The sequence below is a fragment of the Paenibacillus kobensis NBRC 15729 genome, assembly GCF_004000825.1.
GTDB classification, from domain to species: Bacteria; Bacillota; Bacilli; order Paenibacillales; family Paenibacillaceae; genus Paenibacillus_T; species Paenibacillus_T kobensis.
This window is the reverse complement of sequence record NZ_BILZ01000027.1, coordinates 1-23,541: the sequence shown is the minus strand read 5'-3', so window position 1 is coordinate 23,541 and position 23,541 is coordinate 1. Positions and strand designations below refer to the sequence as shown.

The 23,541-nt window shown below is 53.5% G+C and carries 23 protein-coding genes, 1 other RNA gene and 1 pseudogene; 16 read left to right on the top strand and 9 right to left on the bottom strand.

Translation table 11 applies throughout. From position 1 onward, the window contains the following. Nucleotides 1–37 precede the first annotated feature (37 nt). The 3 genes from PKO01S_RS16285 (at nt 38) to PKO01S_RS16275 (ending at nt 1,585) form a co-directional block, all read left to right on the top strand. Nucleotides 38–799, top strand: coding sequence for a YesL family protein (locus PKO01S_RS16285; protein ID WP_127532493.1), 762 nt, complete (start codon nt 38–40; stop codon nt 797–799). A gap of 73 nt (nt 800–872) precedes the next feature. Continuing rightward, nucleotides 873–1,057, top strand: a non-coding RNA gene (gene ssrS, locus PKO01S_RS16280) — 6S RNA. Between the two features lie 132 nt (nt 1,058–1,189). Continuing rightward, nucleotides 1,190–1,585 carry a DUF1499 domain-containing protein gene (locus PKO01S_RS16275; protein WP_127532492.1) on the top strand — a complete coding sequence of 132 codons (396 nt, stop codon included), beginning with the start codon at nt 1,190–1,192 and terminating at the stop codon, nt 1,583–1,585. Between the two features lie 79 nt (nt 1,586–1,664). On the opposite strand, the gene tpx is transcribed toward PKO01S_RS16275, so the two are convergent. Continuing rightward, nucleotides 1,665–2,177, bottom strand: coding sequence for a thiol peroxidase (gene tpx / locus PKO01S_RS16270; protein WP_127532491.1), 513 nt, complete (start codon nt 2,175–2,177; stop codon nt 1,665–1,667). Nucleotides 2,178–2,336: 159 nt separating this feature from the next. Between tpx and PKO01S_RS16265 the strand changes: the two genes are divergently transcribed. After that, entirely contained in the window at nt 2,337–3,239 is a 903-nt protein-coding gene (locus PKO01S_RS16265; RefSeq protein WP_127532490.1) for a LysR family transcriptional regulator, read from the top strand. A 230-nt stretch (nt 3,240–3,469) separates the two neighbouring features. Here the strand turns inward: PKO01S_RS16265 and PKO01S_RS16260 are convergent, their stop codons facing one another. Together PKO01S_RS16260 and PKO01S_RS16255 are read right to left on the bottom strand one after the other, a co-directional pair. Then, nucleotides 3,470–4,159, bottom strand: a complete 690-nt coding sequence (locus tag PKO01S_RS16260) for a zinc metallopeptidase (RefSeq protein WP_127532489.1) — start codon at nt 4,157–4,159, stop codon at nt 3,470–3,472. Between the two features lie 51 nt (nt 4,160–4,210). After that, nucleotides 4,211–4,636, bottom strand: coding sequence for a MerR family transcriptional regulator (locus PKO01S_RS16255; protein ID WP_127532545.1), 426 nt, complete (start codon nt 4,634–4,636; stop codon nt 4,211–4,213). Nucleotides 4,637–5,024: 388 nt separating this feature from the next. Here PKO01S_RS16255 and PKO01S_RS16250 point away from each other — a divergent pair, with 388 nt between their 5' ends. From PKO01S_RS16250 to PKO01S_RS16240, 3 genes are read left to right on the top strand one after another with little or no spacing between them, the layout of a single operon-like run. After that, nucleotides 5,025–6,404 (top strand): ammonium transporter, encoded by a 1,380-nt coding sequence (locus PKO01S_RS16250; protein ID WP_127532488.1) that lies wholly within the window; start codon nt 5,025–5,027, stop codon nt 6,402–6,404. A 43-nt stretch (nt 6,405–6,447) separates the two neighbouring features. Next, complete coding sequence (locus tag PKO01S_RS16245; RefSeq protein WP_127532487.1) at nt 6,448–7,521, top strand: DUF294 nucleotidyltransferase-like domain-containing protein; 1,074 nt, start codon at nt 6,448–6,450, stop codon at nt 7,519–7,521. A 17-nt stretch (nt 7,522–7,538) separates the two neighbouring features. Next, nucleotides 7,539–8,273, top strand: coding sequence for an exonuclease domain-containing protein (locus tag PKO01S_RS16240; protein WP_127532486.1), 735 nt, complete (start codon nt 7,539–7,541; stop codon nt 8,271–8,273). A 378-nt stretch (nt 8,274–8,651) separates the two neighbouring features. On the opposite strand, the gene PKO01S_RS16235 is transcribed toward PKO01S_RS16240, so the two are convergent. Then, nucleotides 8,652–9,137, bottom strand: coding sequence for a M67 family metallopeptidase (locus tag PKO01S_RS16235; RefSeq protein WP_164779634.1), 486 nt, complete (start codon nt 9,135–9,137; stop codon nt 8,652–8,654). A 277-nt stretch (nt 9,138–9,414) separates the two neighbouring features. Between PKO01S_RS16235 and PKO01S_RS16230 the strand changes: the two genes are divergently transcribed. After that, a complete protein-coding gene (locus PKO01S_RS16230; RefSeq protein WP_127532484.1) occupies nt 9,415–9,954 on the top strand; it encodes a TlpA family protein disulfide reductase in 540 nt (179 codons plus the stop codon). Nucleotides 9,955–10,095: 141 nt separating this feature from the next. Here PKO01S_RS16230 and cimA read toward each other — a convergent pair whose 3' ends face one another. Further along, on the bottom strand, nt 10,096–11,709 hold the full coding sequence (gene cimA, locus PKO01S_RS16225; RefSeq protein ID WP_127532483.1) for a citramalate synthase: 1,614 nt from the start codon (nt 11,707–11,709) through the stop codon (nt 10,096–10,098). 203 nt (nt 11,710–11,912) lie between these two features. On the opposite strand from cimA, the gene PKO01S_RS16220 reads away from it, so the two are divergent. From PKO01S_RS16220 to PKO01S_RS16210, 3 genes are all read left to right on the top strand, one after another. Next, nucleotides 11,913–13,199, top strand: a complete 1,287-nt coding sequence (locus tag PKO01S_RS16220) for a DNA polymerase IV (RefSeq protein ID WP_127532482.1) — start codon at nt 11,913–11,915, stop codon at nt 13,197–13,199. A gap of 89 nt (nt 13,200–13,288) precedes the next feature. After that, nucleotides 13,289–13,525: a ferredoxin gene (locus tag PKO01S_RS16215; RefSeq protein ID WP_127532481.1), complete on the top strand. Its 237-nt coding sequence runs from the start codon at nt 13,289–13,291 to the stop codon at nt 13,523–13,525. A 234-nt stretch (nt 13,526–13,759) separates the two neighbouring features. Next, nucleotides 13,760–15,166 (top strand): L,D-transpeptidase family protein, encoded by a 1,407-nt coding sequence (locus tag PKO01S_RS16210; protein ID WP_127532480.1) that lies wholly within the window; start codon nt 13,760–13,762, stop codon nt 15,164–15,166. An 8-nt stretch (nt 15,167–15,174) separates the two neighbouring features. Here PKO01S_RS16210 and PKO01S_RS28825 read toward each other — a convergent pair whose 3' ends face one another. Beyond that, complete coding sequence (locus PKO01S_RS28825; RefSeq protein ID WP_164779633.1) at nt 15,175–15,318, bottom strand: hypothetical protein; 144 nt, start codon at nt 15,316–15,318, stop codon at nt 15,175–15,177. 192 nt (nt 15,319–15,510) lie between these two features. Between PKO01S_RS28825 and PKO01S_RS16205 the strand changes: the two genes are divergently transcribed. From PKO01S_RS16205 to PKO01S_RS16185, 5 genes are all read left to right on the top strand, one after another. Continuing rightward, nucleotides 15,511–16,608: a quinone-dependent dihydroorotate dehydrogenase gene (locus tag PKO01S_RS16205; protein WP_127532479.1), complete on the top strand. Its 1,098-nt coding sequence runs from the start codon at nt 15,511–15,513 to the stop codon at nt 16,606–16,608. A 20-nt stretch (nt 16,609–16,628) separates the two neighbouring features. Further along, nucleotides 16,629–17,438: a GTP pyrophosphokinase gene (locus tag PKO01S_RS16200; protein ID WP_127532478.1), complete on the top strand. Its 810-nt coding sequence runs from the start codon at nt 16,629–16,631 to the stop codon at nt 17,436–17,438. A gap of 107 nt (nt 17,439–17,545) precedes the next feature. After that, on the top strand, nt 17,546–19,219 hold the full coding sequence (locus tag PKO01S_RS16195; protein ID WP_127532544.1) for an RsmB/NOP family class I SAM-dependent RNA methyltransferase: 1,674 nt from the start codon (nt 17,546–17,548) through the stop codon (nt 19,217–19,219). After that, complete coding sequence (locus PKO01S_RS16190) at nt 19,220–20,002, top strand: pseudouridine synthase (RefSeq protein WP_127532477.1); 783 nt, start codon at nt 19,220–19,222, stop codon at nt 20,000–20,002. It begins immediately after the preceding gene. A 189-nt stretch (nt 20,003–20,191) separates the two neighbouring features. Beyond that, a complete protein-coding gene (locus PKO01S_RS16185) occupies nt 20,192–21,016 on the top strand; it encodes a Cof-type HAD-IIB family hydrolase (protein WP_174818581.1) in 825 nt (274 codons plus the stop codon). A gap of 77 nt (nt 21,017–21,093) precedes the next feature. Here the strand turns inward: PKO01S_RS16185 and PKO01S_RS16180 are convergent, their stop codons facing one another. From PKO01S_RS16180 to PKO01S_RS28820, 3 genes and pseudogenes are all read right to left on the bottom strand, one after another. Beyond that, on the bottom strand, nt 21,094–21,192 hold the full coding sequence (locus PKO01S_RS16180) for a hypothetical protein (RefSeq protein WP_006036210.1): 99 nt from the start codon (nt 21,190–21,192) through the stop codon (nt 21,094–21,096). A gap of 443 nt (nt 21,193–21,635) precedes the next feature. After that, nucleotides 21,636–23,060 carry an RsmF rRNA methyltransferase first C-terminal domain-containing protein gene (locus PKO01S_RS16175; RefSeq protein ID WP_127532476.1) on the bottom strand — a complete coding sequence of 475 codons (1,425 nt, stop codon included), beginning with the start codon at nt 23,058–23,060 and terminating at the stop codon, nt 21,636–21,638. A gap of 111 nt (nt 23,061–23,171) precedes the next feature. Beyond that, nucleotides 23,172–23,541, bottom strand: a pseudogene (locus tag PKO01S_RS28820) (hypothetical protein); the annotation flags it as partial.

The window sequence follows — 23,541 nt, the reverse complement described above, 5'->3', positions numbered from 1 at the left end:
TTTCGTGGAAAAAGCAGAGTATATTGGAGGAATTGACATGGAAATGAAAGGCCTCATGGGAGGAATGTATCGAATCTCCGAATGGATCATGCGTCTTTCGGTGACGAACGTTCTGTGGGCAATTTGTTCGATTCCGTTTTTGTTTTTCGTTATGTCGGCGCTTTTCTTTAGCACCGACGGAGCTGTCCAGCTGTCGATGCTGTACACAGCGCTGGGGGTAGCGCCATTCACGCTGTTTCCGGCTACGGCTGCTTTGTTCACGGTTACGCGCAAGTGGGTTATGGGTGAAGTGGACGTGCCGCTGTTCAAGACGTTCTTCCGCGGTTACAAGGAGAATTATGTACAGAGCATGGTAGGCGGCCTGCTGTATGCCGTATTCTACGCTATTATCCTAGTCGACTTTAAAGTGTATTGGGATCAGCCGAACATGCAGCTCATCTCATACTTGTTCGTCGGCTTCCTGTTCATCCTTGTCGTCTCGATGTTCAACTTCTTCTCCATGCTCGTTCATTACCATATGAAGACGATGCAGCTGCTTAAGAACGCGATTCTCGTCTCGATTGGCAGACCGTTCCGGTCGATCAGCACGCTGTTGATGGCGGGCATCGTATTCTATTTCAGCTTAAGATGGACGTTCTTGTTCCCATTCTTTACGTTTAGCATTATCGGGTACATCTCGTACTGGAACTTCAACATTATTTATCAGAAGATGCAGGCTCAGTTGGAGGAAGATCAGAAGCGTGCTGCTGATCAAGACGAATCTAGCGAGATGATCGATGACGGTGCTAAGACGAAATAATGGACAGATATCCGGTAAAAAATAACGTCGAATAGAACGTTTACTTTTGCTTCTGATCCGTCTATAATAACGATACATCCTGCAGTGCTCGTTACGACTCTTCGTTGTTTTGAACCAATGGCTGTTTCACGGGAGACCTAGATTGGAACGCGGCTGACATGCCCCTCAAGCGGGGGATCTCAAAACCGTTCCTGCGGACACCCACCTGCGAGAGCGGGTTCAGAAACATGTGAGTCGGACGGCATTTGCGGGTTTTATTCAACAACAAGATCCTGGTTCCTCATCGGAACCGGGATTTTTTGCATATGTATACGTACAAATTGTCGGATGAGGCCTAATCGTGGTATGATAGTATTTAGTGTACATCGAAGCCGGAGGGGGAGATCTCGTTTGTTGAAGCGGACCTTGATCGGACTGCTGCGCAGTCAAGAATCAACGGGGGATAGAGCGAAGGATCCGTTAATGAAATCCCATTACTACAAGTTGTCTAAAGATAAAACTTGGGACGAAGTTTTGTCGACACTTAAGAAAGTTCAAGGCTACAAGATTGTTCACGAAGTGCCGACTGTAGGCGAGATTGTGCTGGAGAAGCGCACGGTTACAGGCCGTACGATGGATATAACCGTGTCGGTTATCGGTGTGAATGCATGGACAAGCGCGGTCGATATTTATTCGGCGTCCCGTGGCTCGCTCGGCGACCTCGGATCGAATTACCGGGTCATCCTGGCTCTTTACCGCATATTGGACAAGAAGCTGGCAGCCTACAAGACGACGCCAACCCAATAAAGCATACACACGAATCGGACATCAAGAAAAAAAGCGAGGAAGGAAGCTCCTTCACTCGCTTTGTCTATGAGAGGGGCAATTACAGAAGCGACTTAACGGCGCTGATTGCTGCCTCATAGTTCGGATGCTCTGTCATTTCGCCCAAGTACTCGACGTATTTCACTTGATTGTTCGCGTCGAGAACGAAGATGGAACGCATATCGAGTCCGAATTCTTTAATATAGACGCCATAAGCTTCGCCGAAGCTGTGCGACTTGTAATCGGAGAGCAGAACGACACGGTCGACGCCTGCAGCGCCGCACCAGCGGGCTTGAGCGAATGGAAGGTCGACGCTTACAGTGAGGATGACTACGTTGTCCCCGAGGCTGCTTGCTTCTTCGTTGAAACGGCGGGTTTGCGCATCGCATACACCAGTGTCGATCGATGGAACAACGCTGATCAGTTTAATTTTGCCGGCATAATCGTTCAGCGACACCGTTTCGAGCAAGTTTTTATTCAGTTGGAAATCTGGCGCTTGGTCACCTGCTTTGAGTTCTGGACCTACAAGCGTAATTGGATTTCCTTTAAATGCTGCATTGCGTTCTTGAGACATTTGAATATTTCCTCCCTCGGATAATTGGTGGATTCCACCCATTATTATAATCGTTTTGTTTCCGGCTTGTCCAATTGAAGCCAAGAGGGGGAATCAGCGTATCTATAGAGTGGAACGTTGATAGGGGTAGTACGGAAGGAGAGACTTGACGGGCTTAACATGGAACTTCGTCAGTTATACTATTTTGTTAAGGTGGCCAAGAAAGAGCATGTGACGCAAGCGGCCGAAGAGCTTCATGTCGCACAATCCGCTGTCAGCAGGCAAATCCATCAATTGGAGGAGGAGCTTGGCGTTAAGCTGTTTCTGCAGAAAGGCCGCAATTTGCAGTTGACTCCTGCCGGTCAGCTGTTCTTGAAGCGTGCGGAAGTTATTCTAGGCGACATCGAGCGCGCTGTCATCGAGATTCATGAGTTTATGGATCCGGAACGCGGGGAGATTCGGCTAGGTTTCCCGCACAGTCTAGGCATGTCGCTTGTACCGCAAGTCGTTGCTGCTTTCCGTAAGCAGCATCCGAAGGTGCAATTCAGGTTTAAGCAAGGGATGTATCCCAGTTTGTTGCGGGATATGGTGCAGGGCGACATCGATCTGGCGTTCATCTCGCCGTTCCCGGACGATCATCAAGCGGTGTGCGGTGAAGTGCTGCTTACAGAGTCTCTGTATGCGATCCTGCCGCCGAATCACTCGCTTGCCAGCCGCGAGGAGATCGATCTTGCAGAATTGAAGGACGAGACGTTCGTCATGTTCAGCGAGGGCTATTCGCTTCGCCCGATCGTCTGGGAGGCCTGTCATGAGGCAGGCTTTACGCCGAAGGTCGGGTTCGAGGGTGAAGAGACCGATACGATTAGAGGGCTTGTAGCGGCCGGTATGGGCGTTAGCTTGCTTCCGGATATGGCGCTGCGTCAGACGGGGCCGCTGCAGCCTGCGAAGGTGAAGTTGAAGTCGCCTAGCGTAACGCGCACGATCGGTTTGATTCACCGGACGAACGAGAAGCTGCCGCTCGTGGCCAAAGTGTTCCGCAACTTCTTGATCGATTACTTCAACCGTAACATGCACGACAAGTGAATAAGACGCACAGGCAGGCAATCCGTCGAGGAAGCCGATTGCCTGATGTGCGAACGCAGGGCCGCCCTGGAGCCGTAAGGCGAGGGGGCGGCTTTTTGCTGTTGTCATAGAATAAGAAAACCCCTTAGTCTGAGTATCGGAAATGATCTTCCTTTACTCGTTCTAAGGGGTGTTTAGTATTCATATGGTCAATTGAAAAGTTGACTGGTTAGCGTTATCTGCTGGGGCGATTAATCGTCGTTGTTGGACGATGTGAAAATGAGAATGTACTTAATGAGCTCCAACAATGAAATAAGCGCGGCTGCTACATAAGTGAGTGCGGCAGCGTTCAATACTTTGGCGACGCCGCGTTCTTCTTCGTTGCGGATGAAGCCTTCGGCTACCATTAAGTCGCGGGCGCGGCTGCTGGCATTGAATTCGACCGGCAGTGTAACGAGTTGAAAGGCTACCGCTGCGGCGAAGAAGATAATGCCTATACCGATCAGGCCTGTCGCTTGAAACAGAAAGCCAGCGATAAGAAGGAACGGTGCAAGACCGGACGCGAAATTGACGATCGGGAACATGCGATGGCGAAGCGTCAGCATCGGATAGCGTTTGTGGTGCTGAATTGCGTGTCCAACTTCGTGGCATGCAACCGAAATGGCTGAAATCGAACGTTCATAATAAACCGATTCGGACAGCCTTACGACGCGGTGGATCGGGTCGTAATGGTCGGAAAGAGTCCCTCGCACCGGTTCGATTGGAACGTTGTGCAATCCGTTCGCATCGAGCATCCGGCGAGCGGCGTCATAACCGGTCATTCCGCTCATGACGGGAACTTTGGACCATCGATTGAACGTACTTCGGACGCGGAATTGCGCCCAGATTGAAACAGCGAATGCAATCAAAATCAAAAAATCCATTGGGTGAAATAATAACATAGATGTATCCCTCCATACGAAGAGTGTGGACGATACCCGATCGAAACGAAGCTACATAAGATTGCTCTTGTTCATTATTAGCATCAGCGCTTCGATGCAGGCTGCCGTCTGAGGAAGCAGCCGGGTATACATCCTGTTAGCTTGACGCGGCTTTAATTGGTCGATGACCGGCTCCAGCTCTTTCACTTCCTTCTCCAGCTTCGCAAGCTGCTGCTGCAGTTCGCTAAGCTTCTGAGATACCTGCTCTTCCGGTGTTACCCGGTCCCAGTCGTGAAGTGTGCGCTTGATTTCGTCGAGCGAAAACTTGTCGGTCTTCATTTGTTCAATACGTTTCAGACGCATAAGCGTTTCGTCGTTGTAGAGACGGTAATTTTTGTCCGAGCGTCGTGCGGCTTCGATAAGTCCAAGCGAAGTGTAGTAATCGATCGTTCTGGGGCTGATGTTCGCTCGCTTAGCCAGCTCACCGATCCGGTACATTGATTGCTCTGCCACATTCGCACCTTCTTTCTTTCACATTCCTAACTACCTATATTCATGATAACGGGTAACGAACCGTACAGTCAAACGTAACGCTTTTAAGTTGCGCAAATTGTAATATTTGCAGTCGAAACGAACAGAAGGTATTTCATGCCGTGTATTCCGCTTACAAAAGGTAGGTTTGTTATAGAGATATATGTCGATTGTATATAGAACTCGGACTTCTTATGTTATCTAACATTACATTGATGTAAACGAGGATAACGATTGTTAGCTCATGTCAGCATTTTATGCAAATTGTGTATTGTCAAAATCGAATTTCCTTACTATAATGACCTTAAGTCTTTCGCTAGATGTTAGTTAACATGACATTGAGGGAGTGGTCGTTGTGGTCAAGAAGTTATTGTTATCGGTAAGTGCCTTACTCATGCTTTTCCCGGCAATGGCTTTCGCGGCGGATGAAGGTCCATCGACCTCCATGCTGAACATGGGGTTGAACTCGCTGTGGATCGTCGTTGCGTTCGTACTCGTACTTTTGATGCAAGGCGGATTCATTTTGCTTGAGACGGGCTCGACGCGAATGAAAAATGCGGGCCACGTTGCCGGCAAGACGATTTTCACAGTCGGCTTGTGTACGCTCATCTATTGGGCTTTCGGCTACGGCATTTTCAACGGAGGCGCTGATATTAGCGACGGCCTCCGGAAATTTATCGGCTGGGGCGATTTCTTCTTCAGCCCGACGAACTCGGCAGGCGAGGGTGATGCATTCCCAATCACGACGTTCTTCCTGTTCCAACTCGCATTCGCGACGATCTCGTTGTCGATCGCATGGGGCGGCTTCGCGGAACGCGCTAAGCTGTCGGTCTATCTCGTGTTCACGGTATTATTCTCGATCATTATTTATCCGGTTATCGCACACTGGATTTGGGGCGGCGGCTGGCTTGCCCAAGATGGAGCGCAAGACTATGCAGGCTCGACGGTTGTTCACTTGACAGGTGCGCTTGCTGCAATGGCAGGCACGATTTTGTTGAAACCGCGGATCGGTAAATTCAATAAAGATGGTTCTTCTAATGAAATTCTCGGTCATAACCAAGTATTCAGCGCTTTGTCGGTTCTCTTGCTGTGGGTCGGTTGGTTCGGCTTCAATGCAGGCAGCGCGCTTAGCGTAGGCGACGGTTTCTTCGGCTTCGTTGCATTCAACACCATGCTCGGCGCTGGCGCTGGTACGGTTGCTGCCCTGCTGATCTCGTGGGCAGTATCCGGCAAAGCGGATATTTCGACGACGCTCAACGGCGCGTTGGCAGGTCTCGTTGCCATTACCGCATCTTGTGCATTCGTAGATCCTTGGGCGGCGGTTGTTATCGGTCTGGTAGCAGGCGTGCTCGTATTCTTCAGTGCCAAATTGTTCGAGAAACTTCGTATCGACGATCCAATCTATGCTCTGTCGGTTCACGGCGCGGCAGGTGTCTGGGGTACGCTGGCGAACGGTATCTTTGCAACGGATGAGCTGGCGACGAAAGTTAACGTCGGCCGCGGCGGTCTGATTGACACGGGAAGCTGGCACCAACTGTGGGTTCAATTCGAATCGGTCGTCGTCTGCGGTGCATACGTACTGGTCGTTTCGTTCATCGTACTTGGCATAATGAAAGTCGTGATGGGACTTCGCGTTACGGAAGAGCAAGAAATTATCGGTCTTGACCTAAGCGAGCACGGCACGTATGGTTATCCTGAACAAATGAAAAAGGCACAAAACAACATTCAAGCATAATGGTTGAAATGATGGGACATTGACCGAGGGGAGAGGACGGCGCATGAGCGATCCGCATCGGTCGCAGCTGCTGCAGTCGATCGGCAATGCCGTCGACGCGGACGCGCTGCGCAGCCTGCGGGATCATGTAAACGCACGAATGGCAGCGGTGCTGTCCGAACTGCCGGTCGAACAATTTTATACCGAGCTGAACGAGTACTATGATGCGCTGATCCGGCGTTCCATAGCGCTCGCAGAAGCAGATTTGGCACGGGCTGGGATGGGTTTTCCCCCCGTGCCTTATGCGTATATTTTGTTCGGCAGCGGCGGAAGGGGAGAGCAGACGCTGTCCAGCGATCAGGACAGCGGTCTTGTCTATGACGACGGATCGAGCCCGGAAGAGGCGGAGGCGTACCGTCATTATTTTGCGGAGCTGTCGAAGCAGATCGTTATTCTGTTGGAACGGCTAGGGTTTCCGCGCTGCGAAGGGAATGTGCTCAGCGATCATCCAGAGTGGGGGATGTCGCTGGCGCAGTGGGTAGAGCAGCTAAACGGATGGTTTGACGAGCCGGCTTGGGAATCGGTTCGGCAATTGCTTATTGTAGCGGACGGGCGCTGTGTGTATGGTGCGGATGATCTCGTGGCGCGTTTGCGCGACACTTTTAATCATGACATGTTGAAGCATCCGGTCATTGTGCAACGTATGCTGGACAATACGATGCGTCACAAAGTGCTTATCGGCGTGTTCGGTCAACTGCTCAAGGAGCAGTACGGGGAGGACGCGGGCAGCCTGGATATGAAATACGGAGCGTATATTCCGATGGTGAACGCTATTCGGCTGTTGGCGATTCGGCAGGACATTCGCAGCACTTCCACATTGAAGAGGATGGCGGAACTGCGGGAGGCTGGCATACTGACAGAATCGGAGGCGGAATCGTACGAGCGTGCGTTTCGATTATTTCTGAAGCTGCGTCTGATGGCAACGGAGAAGCAGGAGATGGGGATGTATGCCAATAACGGCAAGCTGACCGTAAGAAAGTTGACACGCGACATGATTGCAGAGTTGAAAGAAGGATTGCGTGTCGGTCAGAGGTTGCAGCGGCGCGTCTTCAAACAGGCTTCAGGCAGGTTCAGGTAATTCGGAGGGGACGGAGAATGAAGGAACAGAAGGGCGCCGGGCGGATGTGGCATCTGTATAAAATGGGCGGAATTACACCTGCCATCGCATCAATGCTCGGTTCTCCTAATGCGCAGCAGATGGCGTTTATCCGTTCGATGGCAAAAGAGCAGCGTAAGCACTCAACGCTCGAAGTTCCGCTGCGCGAGTTGGAGATCGTCGTCTTCGATCTGGAGACGACGGGCTTTTACCCATATAATGACGATGAAATCATCTCGTTCGGCGGCGTGCTTATCAAGGGCGATGAAATTTACGAGAACGAGTCTTTCTATAGTTTAGTTAATCCGAAACGCCGTATTCCAATGCATATTACCACCCTTACCGGCATTACGAACGAGATGGCGGAAAACTCGCCCGATCTCATGCAAGTGCTGCACGATTTTATGGAGTTTATCGGCAGGCGGGTGCTGATCGCACATGGGAGCGGACATGATAAACAGTTTCTGAATGCAGCTTTATGGCGAACGTCGAAAGTGCAGCTGAATCACCGGTTGCTGGATACGATGATGATTGCGAAGTGGCTGGATCCAAAACGTCCAGACGGCTACGGCTTGGATGAGTTGCTCCAGAGCGCCGGCATTCCGATCCTTGGCCGGCATCATGCGCTGGAGGATTCGATGATGACGGCAAAACTGTGGCTGGTGTATTTGGAGCGTATTGCGGAGAGAAATGTTGTGACGCTCGGGGATTTGTATGCTTATTTGAGCAAATAAAGGGTTGGTATGTGAAGTGCAGAGTGAGGAGTAGGGAGCAGGGAGTAGGGAGTATGGAGTATGGATTGCAGCCGGCTGCGCGTGCGGTGTCGGTCTTTCGATCGCTGTTGTCTTCGAGTTGCTTGAACTTGTGAAACCAGAAATGGTGACAACTCGAGGACAAAGGCGAACACTCCGTTTCTACAGCCCGACACCGCACACTCCGCCTCCGTGCCTGCCCATCCGCTCCAATTCTAGGGAGATCATGATGGGCGGAGCGGTAATCCTTGCTCCTTTAATTGAATGCATTCTTAGGCAGCTCAAGTGAGCTGCCTTTTTATTGTAATTACTTTAATAAGTGCCGATAGCGCTTATTGCGGGACTCGTGAACGGAGTTATTTAGTCAATTATCAGATTGATCTCCGAAAGTATCGTGTCGGGATAAGCGCCACGCGTCAACTGGTATGCACGTGCTTCCGGTATGGGGGATGCGAAGGAGAGGATGAGCATCAACGCCGAGCCGGATCCAGGTAGGCCGGCAGCATCGTAGACGGACGGTATAGCTGGTGTGCTGGGGTGGCTGTGATAATAACCGATCACCTTCTGTCCGAGGCGGTCCAGTTCGTATATAGCTGAAGTCCAAGCCATAGGATCGAATGAAAAGGAATGGCGCGGCTGGGGATGGCGGTTCGGGATCGGAATGAACCGCTCAACGGCCAAGCTTGAACGGCTGCTAATTAACAAACCGCAGGCTTCATTCGGGAGATCGCTCTCGCAATGCGCTGCGATTGATATATAGATGTCGTGAGAAATCGTCAGCTTCATTTCGTTTGATGTTGCAGCTGGAACAACAGGTTCAGAATCGCGATGAGATGATGGGTTCATCGGTAAGTTTCTCCTAGCCGTTTGAATGAGATAGATATATTCCCTAAGTATACCTGAGTGTCGATTCAGGATAAACCTGCTGGACGAAGCCGACAATAACATGGAGGGGTTGAAGAATCGTGCTTTATCGCAGATGATTGTGGCATATTCATGAACTTCGCTTGTATCGGTTCCGCTGCTGCATACTGCTCGCTTGAGCTTGAGACTTAGAGCATGGTAACATGTTAGCAGTTATAAGATCGGACAAGCGTCATTAATGAAAGGATATGGACAGCATATGAAACGTAATCAAAAAACGTATTTGGCTATTCTCGTCATCCTCGGGCTGGTTGTTGTCGCCATTACGCAATATACGAACAAAGAGGCAGATGCGACAACAGTCGATACGAAGCCTAAGACGGGCTACGCTGCGCCAGTACTCGATCTGCCGGATTTGCAGGATGCGGATATTACGGTTGGCGGACCTCAAGATAAGCTGACACTTATCAATTTCTGGGCTGCGTGGTGCGGCCCGTGCGAGCTTGAGGCGCCGGAGCTTCAACAATCGTTCGAGAAGCACGCCAGTCAGCTGCAAATACTCGGCATCAATGCTACGAGCCAAGACCGTGAGCGGGATGCGCGGCAATTCGTGGAGGACCAGAAGCTGACTTTCCCGATTCTAATGGACCGCGACGGCAAGGCTATTGAGCAATATAAAGTCAGTCAGTTCCCAACGACTCTGGTCGTCGACAAGAACGGCATGATTGTGGAACGGGTGAACGGCATCATTACGGCGGAAGATATCGATCGTTTCGTACAACAATATGCGAACGGTTAAGATACACGCATCGGTTTAATAACAAGCAGCAGGTTGCCGTATGCAGCCTGTTGCTTTTTTGTTCTACCTAAATAAAACCTCCAGACAGCATCGCACGTTGTAACGTGCGGTGTTATCTGGAGGTTTCTTAGCATTCGCGTATTAGTGGTTCACAAGACCAAGCCGTTCGCTCGAGTCTGCATTCACCGGTTCGATCTTGGACATACCGAGCAAGGCGTAGCGGATACTGTCGACGAGCGCTTCCCAGCTTGCTTCGATGACGTTGCTGGATACGCCGACCGTGCTCCATGTATTCTCGAAGTCGGACGATTCGACGAGTACGCGAACCTTTGCGGCTGTTGCATCCTTCTCGTCGATAACGCGTACCTTGTAGTCGGACAGATGGATGTTCTTGATTTCCGGATAAAATTGGACAAGCGCCTTGCGCAGCGCATTGTCAAGGGCGTTCACCGGACCGTTGCCTTCAGCAGCCGTGTAAACGATCTCGCCGTCGACCGAAATCTTCACGATCGCTTCGGACACCATATGGCCGTTCGTCTTGTCGACGAGCATCTTGAACGATTCAACCTTGAACAGTTCGGTTGATTCGCCGTAAGCTTCGCGCAGCAGCAGTTCCAGCGAGGCGTCAGCGCCTTCGAATTGGTACCCTTGATGCTCGAGGTCCTTGATGCGGTTCATAATTTCTTTGGTCTTCTCGGTATTGGCATTAACGTCGAGTCCTAGCTGATGTGCCTTCGAGACAATATTGCTCTGTCCGGCAAGCTCCGAGACGAGGATGCGCTGCTTGTTGCCGACAAGCTCCGGTACGATATGCTCGTACGTCTTGGAGTCTTTCATAATAGCAGATACGTGAATGCCGCCCTTATGGGCGAATGCCGCGTTGCCAACGTAAGGCTGGCCGACTGGCATATGTACGTTCGCGATCTCGCTGATGTAGCGGGCCGTACCGGTCAACGCTTGCAGCTGCTGCTCGGAGATACAATCATAGCCCATCTTCAATTGCAGGTTCGGAATGATGGAGCACAGGTTAGCGTTGCCGCACCGTTCGCCGTAGCCGTTGATCGTGCCCTGCACTTGACGGGCACCGGCTTGTACAGCTGCGAGCGTATTCGCAACGGCAAGTTCGCAGTCATTGTGCGTATGAATGCCGATCGGAGCGTTAATCGCACGGCGTACTTGCGTCACAATGTCATGAATTTCGCCTGGCAGGGTGCCGCCGTTCGTGTCGCACAGGACGAGCCAATCGGCGCCGGCATCTTGCGCATGCTGCAATACCGAAATTGCATATTCAGGGTTGTTCTTGAAGCCGTCGAAGAAATGCTCCGCATCGAACATGGCTTCAATACTGTTGCGTTTCAAGAATGCGATGGAATCGAAAATCATCGACAGGTTCTCTTCGAGCGTCGTCTGAAGTGCGGTATGAACGTGGAAATCCCACGATTTGCCGACGAGCGTCGCAGCGGGCACACCGGATTCGACGATTCGGAGCAAGCTCGAATCTTGCTCAGCCAGGCTGTTCTTGCGGCGCGTGCTGCCGAAAGCGGTCAGCTTGGCGCGGAGCCCGAGGCTCTTCGCGCGTTGGAAGAATTCAATGTCTTTACCGTTGCTGCCGGGATTGCCGCCTTCAATATAATGAACGCCCAAAGCATCCAGCTTCAGCGCTATTTTGATTTTATCTTCCGCAGACAAGCTGATTCCTTCACCTTGTGTGCCGTCACGCAGCGTCGTATCAAAGATCGAAATGGCATTAGTCATAGCCGGGACGTCTCCTCCTTCAATCAATTACCGTAGGCAAGTCATAATTTCCATTATACCATTTGTGTAAACGAATGTAGAGAGGAAGCGCTATTTTTTTTGCAGCCGATGTTCGCATTGCCGTGAACTGGATTCGAATGTATGCTGAGGGTAACCAGTTGTCGGCAGCAGTACGAAGGTACGATGGAAGGGAGGCTTGCGGCATGGACGAAACTCAGCAGTATTATCCGGCAAAAGGACGCGTCATTCTTCATCTGGATATGAACGCGTTTTATTGCTCTGTACATGAAGCGGAAGAGCCGCATCTGTACCGGGATAAGCCAACGGCGGTCGCCGGAAGCGTCGAGCTTCGCAAAGGAATCGTCGTTACATGCTCCTACGCGGCTAGAAGGCGGGGCGTAAGGACGGGGATGACGGTCCGGCAGGCGACGAGACTATGTCCGGAGCTTATTCTGATCCAGCCGGACTTCGATCTGTACCGGAAATATTCGCGCGGATTTATGTCGGTTGCAACGCAATATACACCGCTAGTCGAGGCAACATCGATCGACGAGTGTTATTTGGATATAACAGGCTCCAAGCAATTCGGGACTCCGCTTGAGATAGCGAAGGTGATTCAGGAAAGAATACGGACGGAATGGTCGCTGCCGTGTTCGATCGGCGTGGCGCCGAATAAGCTGCTCGCGAAGATGGCGTCGGACATGCATAAGCCGAACGGCTTGACCATTTTGCGCATACGGGACGTTCCGAGACAGCTGTGGGACAAGCCATGCGATACGCTGTTCGGCATCGGGCGCAAGACGGCCGACAAGCTCCGCAAGCTCAACATTATGACGATCGGCGAGCTTGCCGCAGCGGATGAAGCGCTGCTCGCTCGGCAGTTCGGCGTCTATGGGGCTTGGATGAAAGCAGCGGCACATGGACAGGACGATTCCCCTGTGAAAGAAGGGCGCGAGAAGAACAAGTCGATCGGCCACACGACGACGCTCCCTGCGGATCTGACGAAGCGGGCGGACGCGCACCGCGTACTGCTGAATCTAGCCGATCAGACGGGACGCCGGCTGCGGCGGCAGAAGCTGATGGCCAAGGTTGTGCAGGTGACGATCCGGCGGCCGGATATGTCGACGATTCAGCGTTCCGCGACGCTGGATGTACCGTCGGAAGCGGCGGATATATTTTATAAGGAAGCTTGCAAGCTGTTCGATGCCAACTGGACGGCAGGCGAACCGGTCCGGCTGCTCGGCGTTACGCTATCTCAGCTGTCATCGCGCGACGAGACGGCGGTTCAGCTCGATCTGTTCGATTATGAAGAGCAGCCGAAGAAGGAAGCGTTGACCAAGGCGATGGATGCCTTGCGCGACAAATTCGGCGAAGGAGCAGTGCTTACGGCAGGCATGCTGGGCGATGATCCGTCTGCATTAATTCGAAATAAGCGAATTAGAGGGACATCCTTGCAAACAGACGAGCATATGTTATATAGTGATGATTGAAGGTTTTGACGATGCACAAGCTACCTAATTCGCATTATTACGATATAATGATGCCAGCCAGCTTACGCAATAAATAAGGAGGGTTCACGATGGGTAAATTTACTTGGGTCGATAAAGATACATGCATCGCATGCGGCGCTTGCGGCGCGACGGCTCCTGATATTTACGATTATGACGATGAAGGACTCGCCGAAACGATTTACGACGGCGACGGTAACACGGGAACGAAGGTAATTCCAGAGGATCTGTTCGACGACCTGCAGGATGCAGCGGACGGTTGCCCGACGGATTCCATCAAGATTGCCGATGATCCGTTCAATGCCTAATCCTTGTTAAGTGAACGAGAGCCTTGTCCGATGCGGACAAGGCTTTTTTTATTGGATGTTCGTACAGACTGGACGCTGCCGAACGGCCTAATAAAACGCTTTGAAAATTAGCCTTCCTTTATATGGAGCCTCAAACCTGGTCGTCAGGTGATGATTTTAAAAATTATCGAAATGCACCTCTCCGCCGATATAACTAATAGAGATTAGGTTATCCGCGGGGAGAGGTGTGCGACCATGGAGCCGATTCGGCATTCGGAGCATCTAAAACAATACGTAAAGAGACATCCCGACAATCAAATGGGCTGGTATTTGTTGGGCAAGTACTATGAAGAGCAGGGAAAGCTGGCGAAAGCGAATTATTGTTTCATTCAGGCAGGAGATATATTCGAAGCATTCGAGCAAAGGCGCGATCCGTTGTCAGAAGCTCAGGAACAAGTGCGGGCTCAAGCTGAGCATGCAATGGAATGGCTGCGCCATGCCCGCAAGCGCAGGCTGCTCTTTCGTTGGGGAGCTATTGCAGCGGTGCTGCTGCTATTGTCGCTGCTGTTGCCGCTGAGGCATGATAAGCAGGAAGAGGCTGCGCCGTCCCATACAAGGCCTCTCGATGCCGCCGCAGTAGGCGTCGTCTACGTCGATTCGACGGAGAATACGGACCTCGGCGCAGCGATGGTCAAGCTGACTGCAGATGAGAAGCGTGCGGCGCTGGGCATTGCGGCGAAACTTGCTCCGCTAGACAGCTGGCGCAATTGGAACGGAGCAACGGAGCTGTTGTTCGCTGTGGAGCAGACGACGCAGGGCGGCGTAATGGAGATGAATTGGTATGAGTCGCGGTTGTGCGATTGCACACCTGCTGACGCCGCCGAATCCTATGAAGCCTATGAACGGTGGAGCCAGGAGCAGGAGCAGCGCTGGACGCTGTCGAGTGCGATCCGCCAATACAATAATCGGACGGACAAGTGGCCGGCATCGATGGCAGATCTTGTTCAGCCTTATCCGAACAATACGCTTTCCGGTGATACGCCATTAATGCAAGCGATGTTCGCTCAGTTGCTTGCACAGATGCAGGATGCGGCTTCTGCCAGCGGATCGGGCGAAAAGGCGACTGGCGGCGGCAAATCCGGTTCCTCAGCCCAAGGAGGAGAGAAGGCTTCATCCCAGAAGCCGGCTAGCAGCAGTGGCACCTCTTCCGGCTTATCAGCTGATCCGCTGCGCATTATTGTCGATAAGAGCGCGCACCGGCTAGCCGTACTCAGCGGCAATGTCATCGTCCGGTCGTACAAAGTCGGCCTTGGCGGAGACCGGACGCCGAAAGGCACCTTTTATATTAGCGAGAAAGTAAAAAACCCGAACGGACGCGATGACGGTCCATTCGGAAGCAGAGGGATGACGCTATCGGATACCCGGTACGCTATTCACGGAACCGACGAGCCATTGTCTGTAGGAGCGGACGAATCGCTCGGCTGCGTCCGGATGAGCCGCGAGGATATTGAAGAGCTGTTCGACCTCGTTCCGCTCGGCACGAAGGTGACGATACAACAAGGGGGCTTGCCCGACGCTGTATCGGTTCCCGAAAGCCGATTCCGGCTGGATCCGAAGCAGGACGAGACAAACCCCCTACGTACGTATGCATGGCTGGACTGAGCCGCCGACTAGGCGTTGTTCAGAATGAGTAGAAGTGCCATACCGACGATAACTACGCCTACAATCGAACCTAGCCAGATCAGAAGCTTCTTGTTCACGGCTTCAACTGGCTTTGCTTTCATTGCTGGCGCTTTGCGTTTCGGTGCGCTCATGCCCATCACCCTTTCTATCGGACAATAGAAAATAATAAATCGATCACTAATATTGTAATCGTTTACTTGTCCGCCTGCAAGACAGAATGAAGAGCTGCGGGCGTTCGCGGCTCTTTTCTTTTGTTTAAGAAACAGATAAACTGAACGTTAGAGAATAAACGACCTGTAGCTTAATGAACGGAGTGAACACCATTGTTGTATACCAAAATTTTCAAACCTTTCATGTTCTCGCTCGATGCTGAGCGGGCGCATCATCTAACGATCGACGGGCTTGCGGCAGCGCCACGCATTCCGGGCGCGCTGGCGATGCTGCGCTCGATGTACGGCGTCAAGCCCTCGCCTGAGCTGGCTGTCAGCCTGCTTGGCTTGAACTTTGCGCATCCGGTAGGACTTGCGGCCGGTCTGGACAAGAACGGCGCAGCGACGGACGGCTTTGCGAATGTCGGACTTTCGTTCATGGAAGTTGGAACCGTAACGCCGAAAGGCCAGGCGGGCAACGATCTTCCGCGGCTGTTCCGGCTCCCTTCAGACGAAGCGCTGATTAACCGAATGGGCTTTAATAATGAAGGCGCGGATGCGATGGCGGATAAGCTGTCGCGCCGGCGCAACCGCAGCTTGCCGCTTGCGGTCAATATCGGCAAGAACAAAACGACGCCTAACGAGCTGGCGCACGAGGATTATCGCCTTTGCATCCAGAAGCTGTATGACTGCGGCGACTTCTTCGTCGTCAATATCAGCTCGCCGAATACACCGGACCTGCGGGCTCTTCAGCATGGCGACGAGCTTCGGCTGCTGCTCTCGACCGTTCGGGAAGAGATGGATAAGCAAGCCGCGAGTCGTGCCAAGGCGGTTAAGCCGGTATTGGTCAAAATCGCGCCTGACATGACGGATGAGCAGTTGGGTTACACGGTTGATACGATTGCGGGTAGCGGCGTATCCGGCATCATTGCAACGAACACAACCATCTCGCGCGAAGGTCTGACGCATCCGAACCGCAGCGAGACGGGCGGCATGAGCGGCAAGCCTCTGCGCGACCGTTCGACGGAGGTCATCTCTGCCGTATACCGCCAAACGGGCGGCAAACTGCCGATTATTGGTTCGGGTGGCATCTTTACAGCGGATGATGCATACGATAAAATTCGCGCGGGGGCGAGTTTGGTCGAAATTTATACGGCGCTCATCTATAAAGGACCGGATGTGTTCCGCGAGCTGACTGAAGGGTTGAAGGAGCGGCTTAGACGGGACGGCTTCCGTAACGTAATGGAAGCGGTAGGCTCCAGTCATCACTAATCGAATCAGGAGGCGGCCGGATGGATGGAAGAGATTGGAATTTTTTTCTGCAACCGTATGAACAGACTGTTGAAGAATTAAAGGTTAAATTAAAGACGATGCGGGCGGAATTAAAGATGCGCGAAGCGTACGCGCCAATCGAATTCGTCACAGGCAGAGTCAAAAAGATATCGAGCATCATGGAGAAGTCGAAGCGTCTGTCGGTGCCTCCGGATCAATTGGAGACGGGCATCGAGGACATTGCGGGCATCCGCATTATGTGCCAATTCGTAGACGACATTCATCGCGTCGCCGGATTGATCCGTTCTCGGCAGGATTTGTCGCTCGTCTATGAGAAGGACTATATTACAAACTATAAGGACAGCGGCTATCGAAGCTACCATATGATCGTGGAGTATCCCGTTCAGACGGCAATCGGCCTGAAGAAGGTGTTGGCGGAAATTCAGATTCGGACACTTGCGATGAATTTCTGGGCAACGATTGAGCATTCGCTGAACTACAAATATAAGGAAAGCTTGCCAGAGGACGTAAGGGAGCGACTGAAGAAAGCGGCGGAAGCCGCATCGCTGCTCGATACGGAGATGTCCAGCATCCGGGCAGAAATTCTCGATGCGCAGCGCGGGTTCGAGGAGAAGTCGAATGTCGTGTCCAAAGTATTGACCGGTATCCAGCATCTATACTTCTTCCACCGGTTCCGCGAGGCGGCCCAGTTCCAACTGAAATTCAACGAGCTGTGGGAGCAAGAAGACGTGTTCGGCTTGAAGCAACTGTCCGATGAGATCGAGACGGCGATCATTAGAGCGAAGCGCGGCAACCAACCAGCGGAATAAAGCAAGACAACACATGAAGACCGGGCCGGCCTTGCGGTGAGCCCGGTTTTCGTTATGGAGGCATGTCCTCCGATTGACCTTGATGACCAGCAGGAGGATTACGAATGATGAAGCAGCAATTGCCGGAGCTGTTCGTCCGGGAAATGAAGGAGCGGCTTGGAGATGAATTCGAGCTGTTCATGGCTTCCTACGATGCGCCAAGACTGTATGGACTTCGGTCGAACAGCTTGAAGATCGATTCTGCAAAGTGGCGGCAGCAGTCTCCGTTCCAGCTGAGACCGGTGCCGTGGTGCGGGACGGGCAGCTATTATGATGGAGAAGTAGACCGGCCAGCCAAGCATCCGTATTATCATGCGGGCCTGTATTATATTCAGGAGCCGAGCGCGATGGCGCCTGTCGAGCTGCTGGACGTCCAGCCGGGACACCGCGTGCTCGACCTGTGTGCAGCGCCGGGCGGCAAATCGACGCAGATCGCGGCGAAGCTGCAAGGGACAGGCGTGCTCGTCACGAACGATAATGCAACCGAACGGACGAAAGCGCTAGCGAAAAATATTGAGCTTGCCGGCGTACGCAACGCGGTCGTGCTCAACGAAGAGCCGGCATCGCTTGCTCCGGTGTTCGCTGGCTGGTTCGACCGGATATTGATCGATGCGCCTTGCTCGGGCGAAGGCATGTTCCGCAAGGATGAATCGATGATTGCCGCATGGGAGCGGCATTCGGTTGAGCGGTGCTCGACGATGCAGCGCGACATTATGCGGCATGCTGCGGCAATGCTGGCTCCGGGAGGCGTACTCGTCTATTCGACTTGCACGTTCTCGCCGATCGAGAATGAAGCACAGATTGCGAAGCTGCTCGTCGAGCATCCGGAGCTAGAGCCAGTGCCGGTGCGGCTTGCGCCGGGCTTTGCGCATGGCAGACCGGATTGGGCCGGAATAGACTGGCGCTTTACAGGTGATGCGGATGGAGCGGGCCAGGCAGATGAGAACGGCATCGCCAGCAGCGGGATGATCCGGTTGTGGCCGCATAAGCTGGATGGCGAGGGGCATTTCGCCGCAGTTATTCGGCGCAAAGACAATGCTGAGGCTGCTCTGGCGTCAGCGGATGATGGATCAGCGCATGATAATGGCCGAGAGGTACTGCCGGCGGGCGAATCACGCGGACGGCGCGATGAGCCGCGCCGCGAAACGCTTCGGATTAGCGGGCGGCAGGAGCGCCGCGACCGGGACGAGCGCGGCAAGCAGGCCGGCGGAAGGCGAGGCGGCGCTGCAAGCGGCGGTGCATTAAAGCAGCGAGGCGGCAAATCTGCCCCGGCTGGCGGATCTGCTGGCGCGGTATCACCTGCGGAATCATGGCGAAGCTTCGCTGCCGATCATCTGATCGGAGCGGAAGAATGGCAGGGCAGGCTCATTATGTACGGCTCGCGCGTTTATTTACAGCCGGAGCAGGTGCCGTCATTAGACGGGCTGCGTGTCGTACGCGCTGGTTGGTATTTAGGTGATGCGGGTCCGCATCGGTTCGAGCCGTCGCAGCCGCTGGCAATGGGGCTGAAGGCGGATGAAGCGAAGCGGAAGTGGAACGGATCAGCCGGTGACGCGGCGATCGTGCGATATTTGAAAGGCGAGACGGTTCATTTGAATGCCGATGAATTGACTGTTACGGACGGAAGTGCAAATGGTAAAGGCTACACTCTCGTATGTGTGGACGGCTTTCCGCTTGGATGGGGCAAATATGCGGACGGTATGCTGAAGAATGAGCTTCCTGCCGGATGGAGATGGGTGTAAATGGCAAAAAAAGACAAAGCGGGCGCACCTGCGCGGCTGCGGCTGGACAAGCTGCTGGCGAATATGGGCTATGGCACGCGGAGCGAAATTAAGAAGGCGGTCAAGCAAGGCATGGTGACGGTCGACGGCCGTGTCGTGAAAGACAGCGGTCTGCAAGTACAGCCTGATGTGCAGCAGGTCGTGTTCAACGGGGAGACGGTCGTCTACAGGGATGTCATCTACTTGATGCTGCACAAGCCGCCCGGCGTCGTTTCCGCAACAGAAGATACGCGTGACCGTACCGTCATCGACCTGCTGGCTCCGGATGATCAGGTATTGTCTCCATTCCCGGTCGGCCGGCTGGATAAAGATACGGAAGGGCTGCTGTTGCTGACGAACGACGGACAGCTCGCGCATGAGCTGTTGTCCCCTCGCAAGCATGTGCCGAAGACGTATGTGGCTCGGGTTCAAGGCGATATGCCGGTCAGCTTGCAAGACCGCGAACGGTTCGCCGAAGGCGTGGAACTGGACGATGGCTATGTGACGATGCCTGCACAGCTGACGGTCGATTCGGTCGAGCCGAACAGCGAAGGATATGAATCGCGAATTACGATTACGATTCACGAAGGGAAGTTCCATCAGATTAAGCGGATGTTCCAGGCGGTCGGCAAACAGGTCGTCTACTTGAAGCGGATATCGATGGGACCGCTGGCGCTCGATGAATCGCTGCCGATTGGCGAGTATCGAGAGCTGACGGAAGAGGAACTGGAGCTGCTGCGTGCGCATCGGTCTATCGAATCCTAAAGCTGTTATTAGGTGAGAGCAGGATCAGTCCGTTGCCAGAGCAGGCATTACGTAGGCGATCGGCTTGTAGCAGCCGGAACGGTGTGATAGGATAAGCAATAATCGTTCAAGGCTGGTTGTTGGTTGTGGAAGGATGAACGGCTGTTTTAACTTTGTTTTTAGCTGGAAGATGATGATAGAGGTGAAACGATGACGACACGGCAAGAGCTGCGCTATGAGTTGATTGCGCTCGATGTAGATGGGACGCTGCTGACAGACGATCATGAGTTAACGGAAGGAACGCGCGAAGCGGTGCGTGCGGCAGGATTAAGCGGAGCGCAAATTATGCTCTGCACAGGACGCGGGCCGAACGGCGCATATCATCTGCTGGAAGAGCTGGAGCTTGGCGGCATCATTATTACGCATAACGGTGCGGCTACGATCGATGCGGATGACAGAAGCGTTGTTCATCAATTCGATTTTGACCAGGAACAGGCCGAGCCTTATGTGAAGTATTGCCGGGAGAACGGCGTTCATTTCGATTTGAATACGGCATTTGATTTGTATATTTTCGAAGCGATCGATCAAGAAGGTCTCGATATGTATGCGAAATACGGCATTACGCCGATTCTTGTGGAGCATGGAGCGAAGCTGCCTGGCGGAATCGTCAAGCTGACGGCATTCGCCGATCCGAAGACGCTGGATAAGGTGGAAGCGGACTGGCGGGCTTGGGATACCGGATTGCAGGTCATTCGGAGCGGGGAGTATTTTATTGATATTCAACATCCTTCATCGAGCAAAGGCAGTGCGCTGGAACAATTCGCTCTGAAGCGGGGGATTGACCGCGAGCGGATTATGGCGATCGGTAATTACTTCAATGATATTTCGATGCTTCGTTACGCCGGGCTCGGTGTGGCAATGGACAATTCTCCGGATGAAGTGAAGCAGGCGGCCGATGCCGGGACGCGGTCGAATGCGGAGGATGGCGTTAAACATGCGTTGATGCATTATGTGCTCGGCAGCGGTGCTGAGTAGCAGACAGCAAGAAGGAAAAACAGCCAGGCAGCGTGCTGCCTGGCTGTTTTTGTATTGGTTTCGCATAGCTCTGGTGATTAGTACAAGATTCCGCGAGTAACAATTACCAGCAGAATGAACAGAACCAGGATGACACCTGCCGTCGTGAAACCTCCACCGCCGTATACACCGGACATGCGATATTCCTCCCTGACTCGAAATTCCGGCCCCCGAGACTTGCTGGTGTTGAGTTCTTATATCTCGTTGCTCGGTATACAGTATAGTATGAATTTCAGCCCTGAACGATTGGACATTTATCCCGTATTTCGCAAGAATGGGCGCCCGTAATCTTCGAAATTGCAGGTAAATCCGTCTCGAATTGCAGGATAAACGGCGGGGGAGTCTGCTTGTACGGCCGGAAAGGGTGGACATGCGGGCGATAAAATGGGCGGAACGTGCGCGGTTGATGCGGTGGGGGGACATTTGGTGCTGCGGGAACGATGGTTCTGGAGGGCGGACGTGAACCTGATTAAAGCAAAATAGAGCTAAGCGTCGGGCAGGACGCTTAGCTCTATTTCATGAGCGGGTATTTGCATATGCAGCTGCCCAAGTTCGAATGCAGCAGGCGGAGTGCTGCGGATTAGCTCATTCTGCGGAGACCTTTGGGCAAATGGTTTTTCAGTTGGTCATTGCTTGCTTTGGCCCAACCAATCGGGTAGCCGTCGACGGTGATGATTGTCCAACCGGTAAGACCGGTGTCAGCCTGCAGCGCCTCGCCGCGGAGATAAGCGGCGGTCTCAGGTGCGTCGGCCGAATAGGAGACAGTATTAGCATTGGCTGCTTCGTTCGAACGAAGAGCGACAGCAAGCGCGTGCGCGGGCTCGATTCGTTTGGTTTTGAGTTCGCCTAGCTGGAGTCCGGGACGAACGACCTTCAATCCTTCCATAGAACTGGCAGTGAAGCGGCCATCCTTGTCGTGCGGCAACCAGTATAAGGCATCGCCGAATCGAACGGGTTCGCCGGGACCCAATCGGAGTGCAGGAACGGTGTCCTTTGCGAATGCTTCAAATAATGATAGTTCCAAATCGAATCGGTTCGCCTTGCCGCCGGTTTTCGATGGTTTGCCCACTTTGCGGGATCGGGAGTCAGACTCTGGGCTTCGCAGCGCAGCTGCGTCTTCGGCTTCCGCTGATTTCGTCAATACCGCAACGAAGTGGCCTTCGCCTTTGCATTGATGCGGCCACAGCCGCTCCGTGTGCACCAGTGTGAACTCGGGATGCAGTGCGACGAACGTATTCATTGCCTTTTCATTCTCGGAACGGTTGAACGTACAGGTGGAGTAAACGAGCCGTCCTCCCGGTTTCAGCATGATAGCAGCATGCTCCAAAATGTCTGCCTGTCTAGCTGCACACATCTGGACATGCTCAGGCGACCATTCGGCAATCGCGTCAGGGTCTTTGCGGAACATGCCTTCGCCGGAGCATGGCGCATCGAGCATAATCCGGTCGAACATTGCCGGGAAACGTACCGACAGCTGATCGGGGGAGGCGCTCGTAACGACGGCGTTGCGGATGCCGCAGCGCTCGACGTTCTCGCTTAATATTTTGGCTCTGGCAGGATGGATTTCGTTCGCGATCAGCAATCCTTCACCGTTCATGGCGCCAGCGATTTGAGTCGTTTTGCCGCCTGGCGCAGCGGCGAGATCGAGAATCGTCTCGCCGGGCTGAGCATCGAGCGCTTCCGCTGCCGACATGGCGGAAGGCTCTTGGATATAGTACAAGCCTGCGGCGTGATAGGGATGCTTGCCGGGGCGGGTCGTCTCATCGTAATAGTAACCGGTCGCGCACCAAGGGATCGGCTGCAAGTCAAACTCTGATTTCAGCCGGCTAAGCTCCCCTTCGCTGAGATGAAGCGCATTTACCTTAAGCGGATTGAGCCGCAGTCCGTACGCGCGCGGGGCATCGTAGCTGGCGAGGAAAGCGTCTGCTCCGTCGCCGAGCAGTTCCCTCGTTTGCTTGATGTAGGATGCCGGGAGGGCGGGATGGGTTGTTAAGGAATCGGACAACGGATAACACTCCTTCTAACTGGAAATCGCCGCCGGCAAGCGATGAAGCTGCGCCGGCGGCGAGAATGGTCTAAGCATTGGTCCACTTAAGTGATGACAATGTTCGGGTGATTAGCGTCCTCGACGTCCGCCGCCGCCGTTCGAACGACCGCCGCTTCTGCCGCCACCGCGTGCGTTGCCGGCGTTGCCTGAGCCGCCTCGCTTGCCGCTTGTTGACGACTGGCTGCGGGAGCCTCGGTTGTTCTCTCCTTGGCGTGAGCTGCCGCCGCCTCGGCCTGTTGCCGCTACGTCGTCCCACGGGTTGCCGGTTGCTGCCGAACGCTTATCGCTCGAAGCAGCGAAACCGTTGCTGCGCTGGCCTGCCGCCGCGCCGCCGCGTGAGCCGCCCCGGCTTGGAGCCGCCGTTGGCGTCCAATCGCCGTCTGGATTCCAGCCGCCGCGAGCGCCAGCTGCGCCGCGCGAAGCCGCGCCGCTGTCGCGG

Coding starts and splice junctions, on each gene's coding strand:
- PKO01S_RS16285 (WP_127532493.1), top strand. CDS start 38: ATGGAAATGAAAGGCCTCATGGGAGGAATGTATCGAATCTCCGAATGG.
- tpx (WP_127532491.1), bottom strand. CDS start 2,177: ATGTCTCAAGAACGCAATGCAGCATTTAAAGGAAATCCAATTACGCTT.
- PKO01S_RS16265 (WP_127532490.1), top strand. CDS start 2,337: ATGGAACTTCGTCAGTTATACTATTTTGTTAAGGTGGCCAAGAAAGAG.
- PKO01S_RS16260 (WP_127532489.1), bottom strand. CDS start 4,159: ATGTTATTATTTCACCCAATGGATTTTTTGATTTTGATTGCATTCGCT.
- PKO01S_RS16255 (WP_127532545.1), bottom strand. CDS start 4,636: ATGTACCGGATCGGTGAGCTGGCTAAGCGAGCGAACATCAGCCCCAGA.
- PKO01S_RS16245 (WP_127532487.1), top strand. CDS start 6,448: ATGAGCGATCCGCATCGGTCGCAGCTGCTGCAGTCGATCGGCAATGCC.
- PKO01S_RS16240 (WP_127532486.1), top strand. CDS start 7,539: ATGAAGGAACAGAAGGGCGCCGGGCGGATGTGGCATCTGTATAAAATG.
- PKO01S_RS16235 (WP_164779634.1), bottom strand. CDS start 9,137: ATGAACCCATCATCTCATCGCGATTCTGAACCTGTTGTTCCAGCTGCA.
- PKO01S_RS16230 (WP_127532484.1), top strand. CDS start 9,415: ATGAAACGTAATCAAAAAACGTATTTGGCTATTCTCGTCATCCTCGGG.
- cimA (WP_127532483.1), bottom strand. CDS start 11,709: ATGACTAATGCCATTTCGATCTTTGATACGACGCTGCGTGACGGCACA.
- PKO01S_RS16220 (WP_127532482.1), top strand. CDS start 11,913: ATGGACGAAACTCAGCAGTATTATCCGGCAAAAGGACGCGTCATTCTT.
- PKO01S_RS16215 (WP_127532481.1), top strand. CDS start 13,289: ATGGGTAAATTTACTTGGGTCGATAAAGATACATGCATCGCATGCGGC.
- PKO01S_RS16210 (WP_127532480.1), top strand. CDS start 13,760: ATGGAGCCGATTCGGCATTCGGAGCATCTAAAACAATACGTAAAGAGA.
- PKO01S_RS28825 (WP_164779633.1), bottom strand. CDS start 15,318: ATGAGCGCACCGAAACGCAAAGCGCCAGCAATGAAAGCAAAGCCAGTT.
- PKO01S_RS16200 (WP_127532478.1), top strand. CDS start 16,629: ATGGATGGAAGAGATTGGAATTTTTTTCTGCAACCGTATGAACAGACT.
- PKO01S_RS16195 (WP_127532544.1), top strand. CDS start 17,546: ATGAAGCAGCAATTGCCGGAGCTGTTCGTCCGGGAAATGAAGGAGCGG.
- PKO01S_RS16190 (WP_127532477.1), top strand. CDS start 19,220: ATGGCAAAAAAAGACAAAGCGGGCGCACCTGCGCGGCTGCGGCTGGAC.
- PKO01S_RS16185 (WP_174818581.1), top strand. CDS start 20,192: ATGACGACACGGCAAGAGCTGCGCTATGAGTTGATTGCGCTCGATGTA.
- PKO01S_RS16180 (WP_006036210.1), bottom strand. CDS start 21,192: ATGTCCGGTGTATACGGCGGTGGAGGTTTCACGACGGCAGGTGTCATC.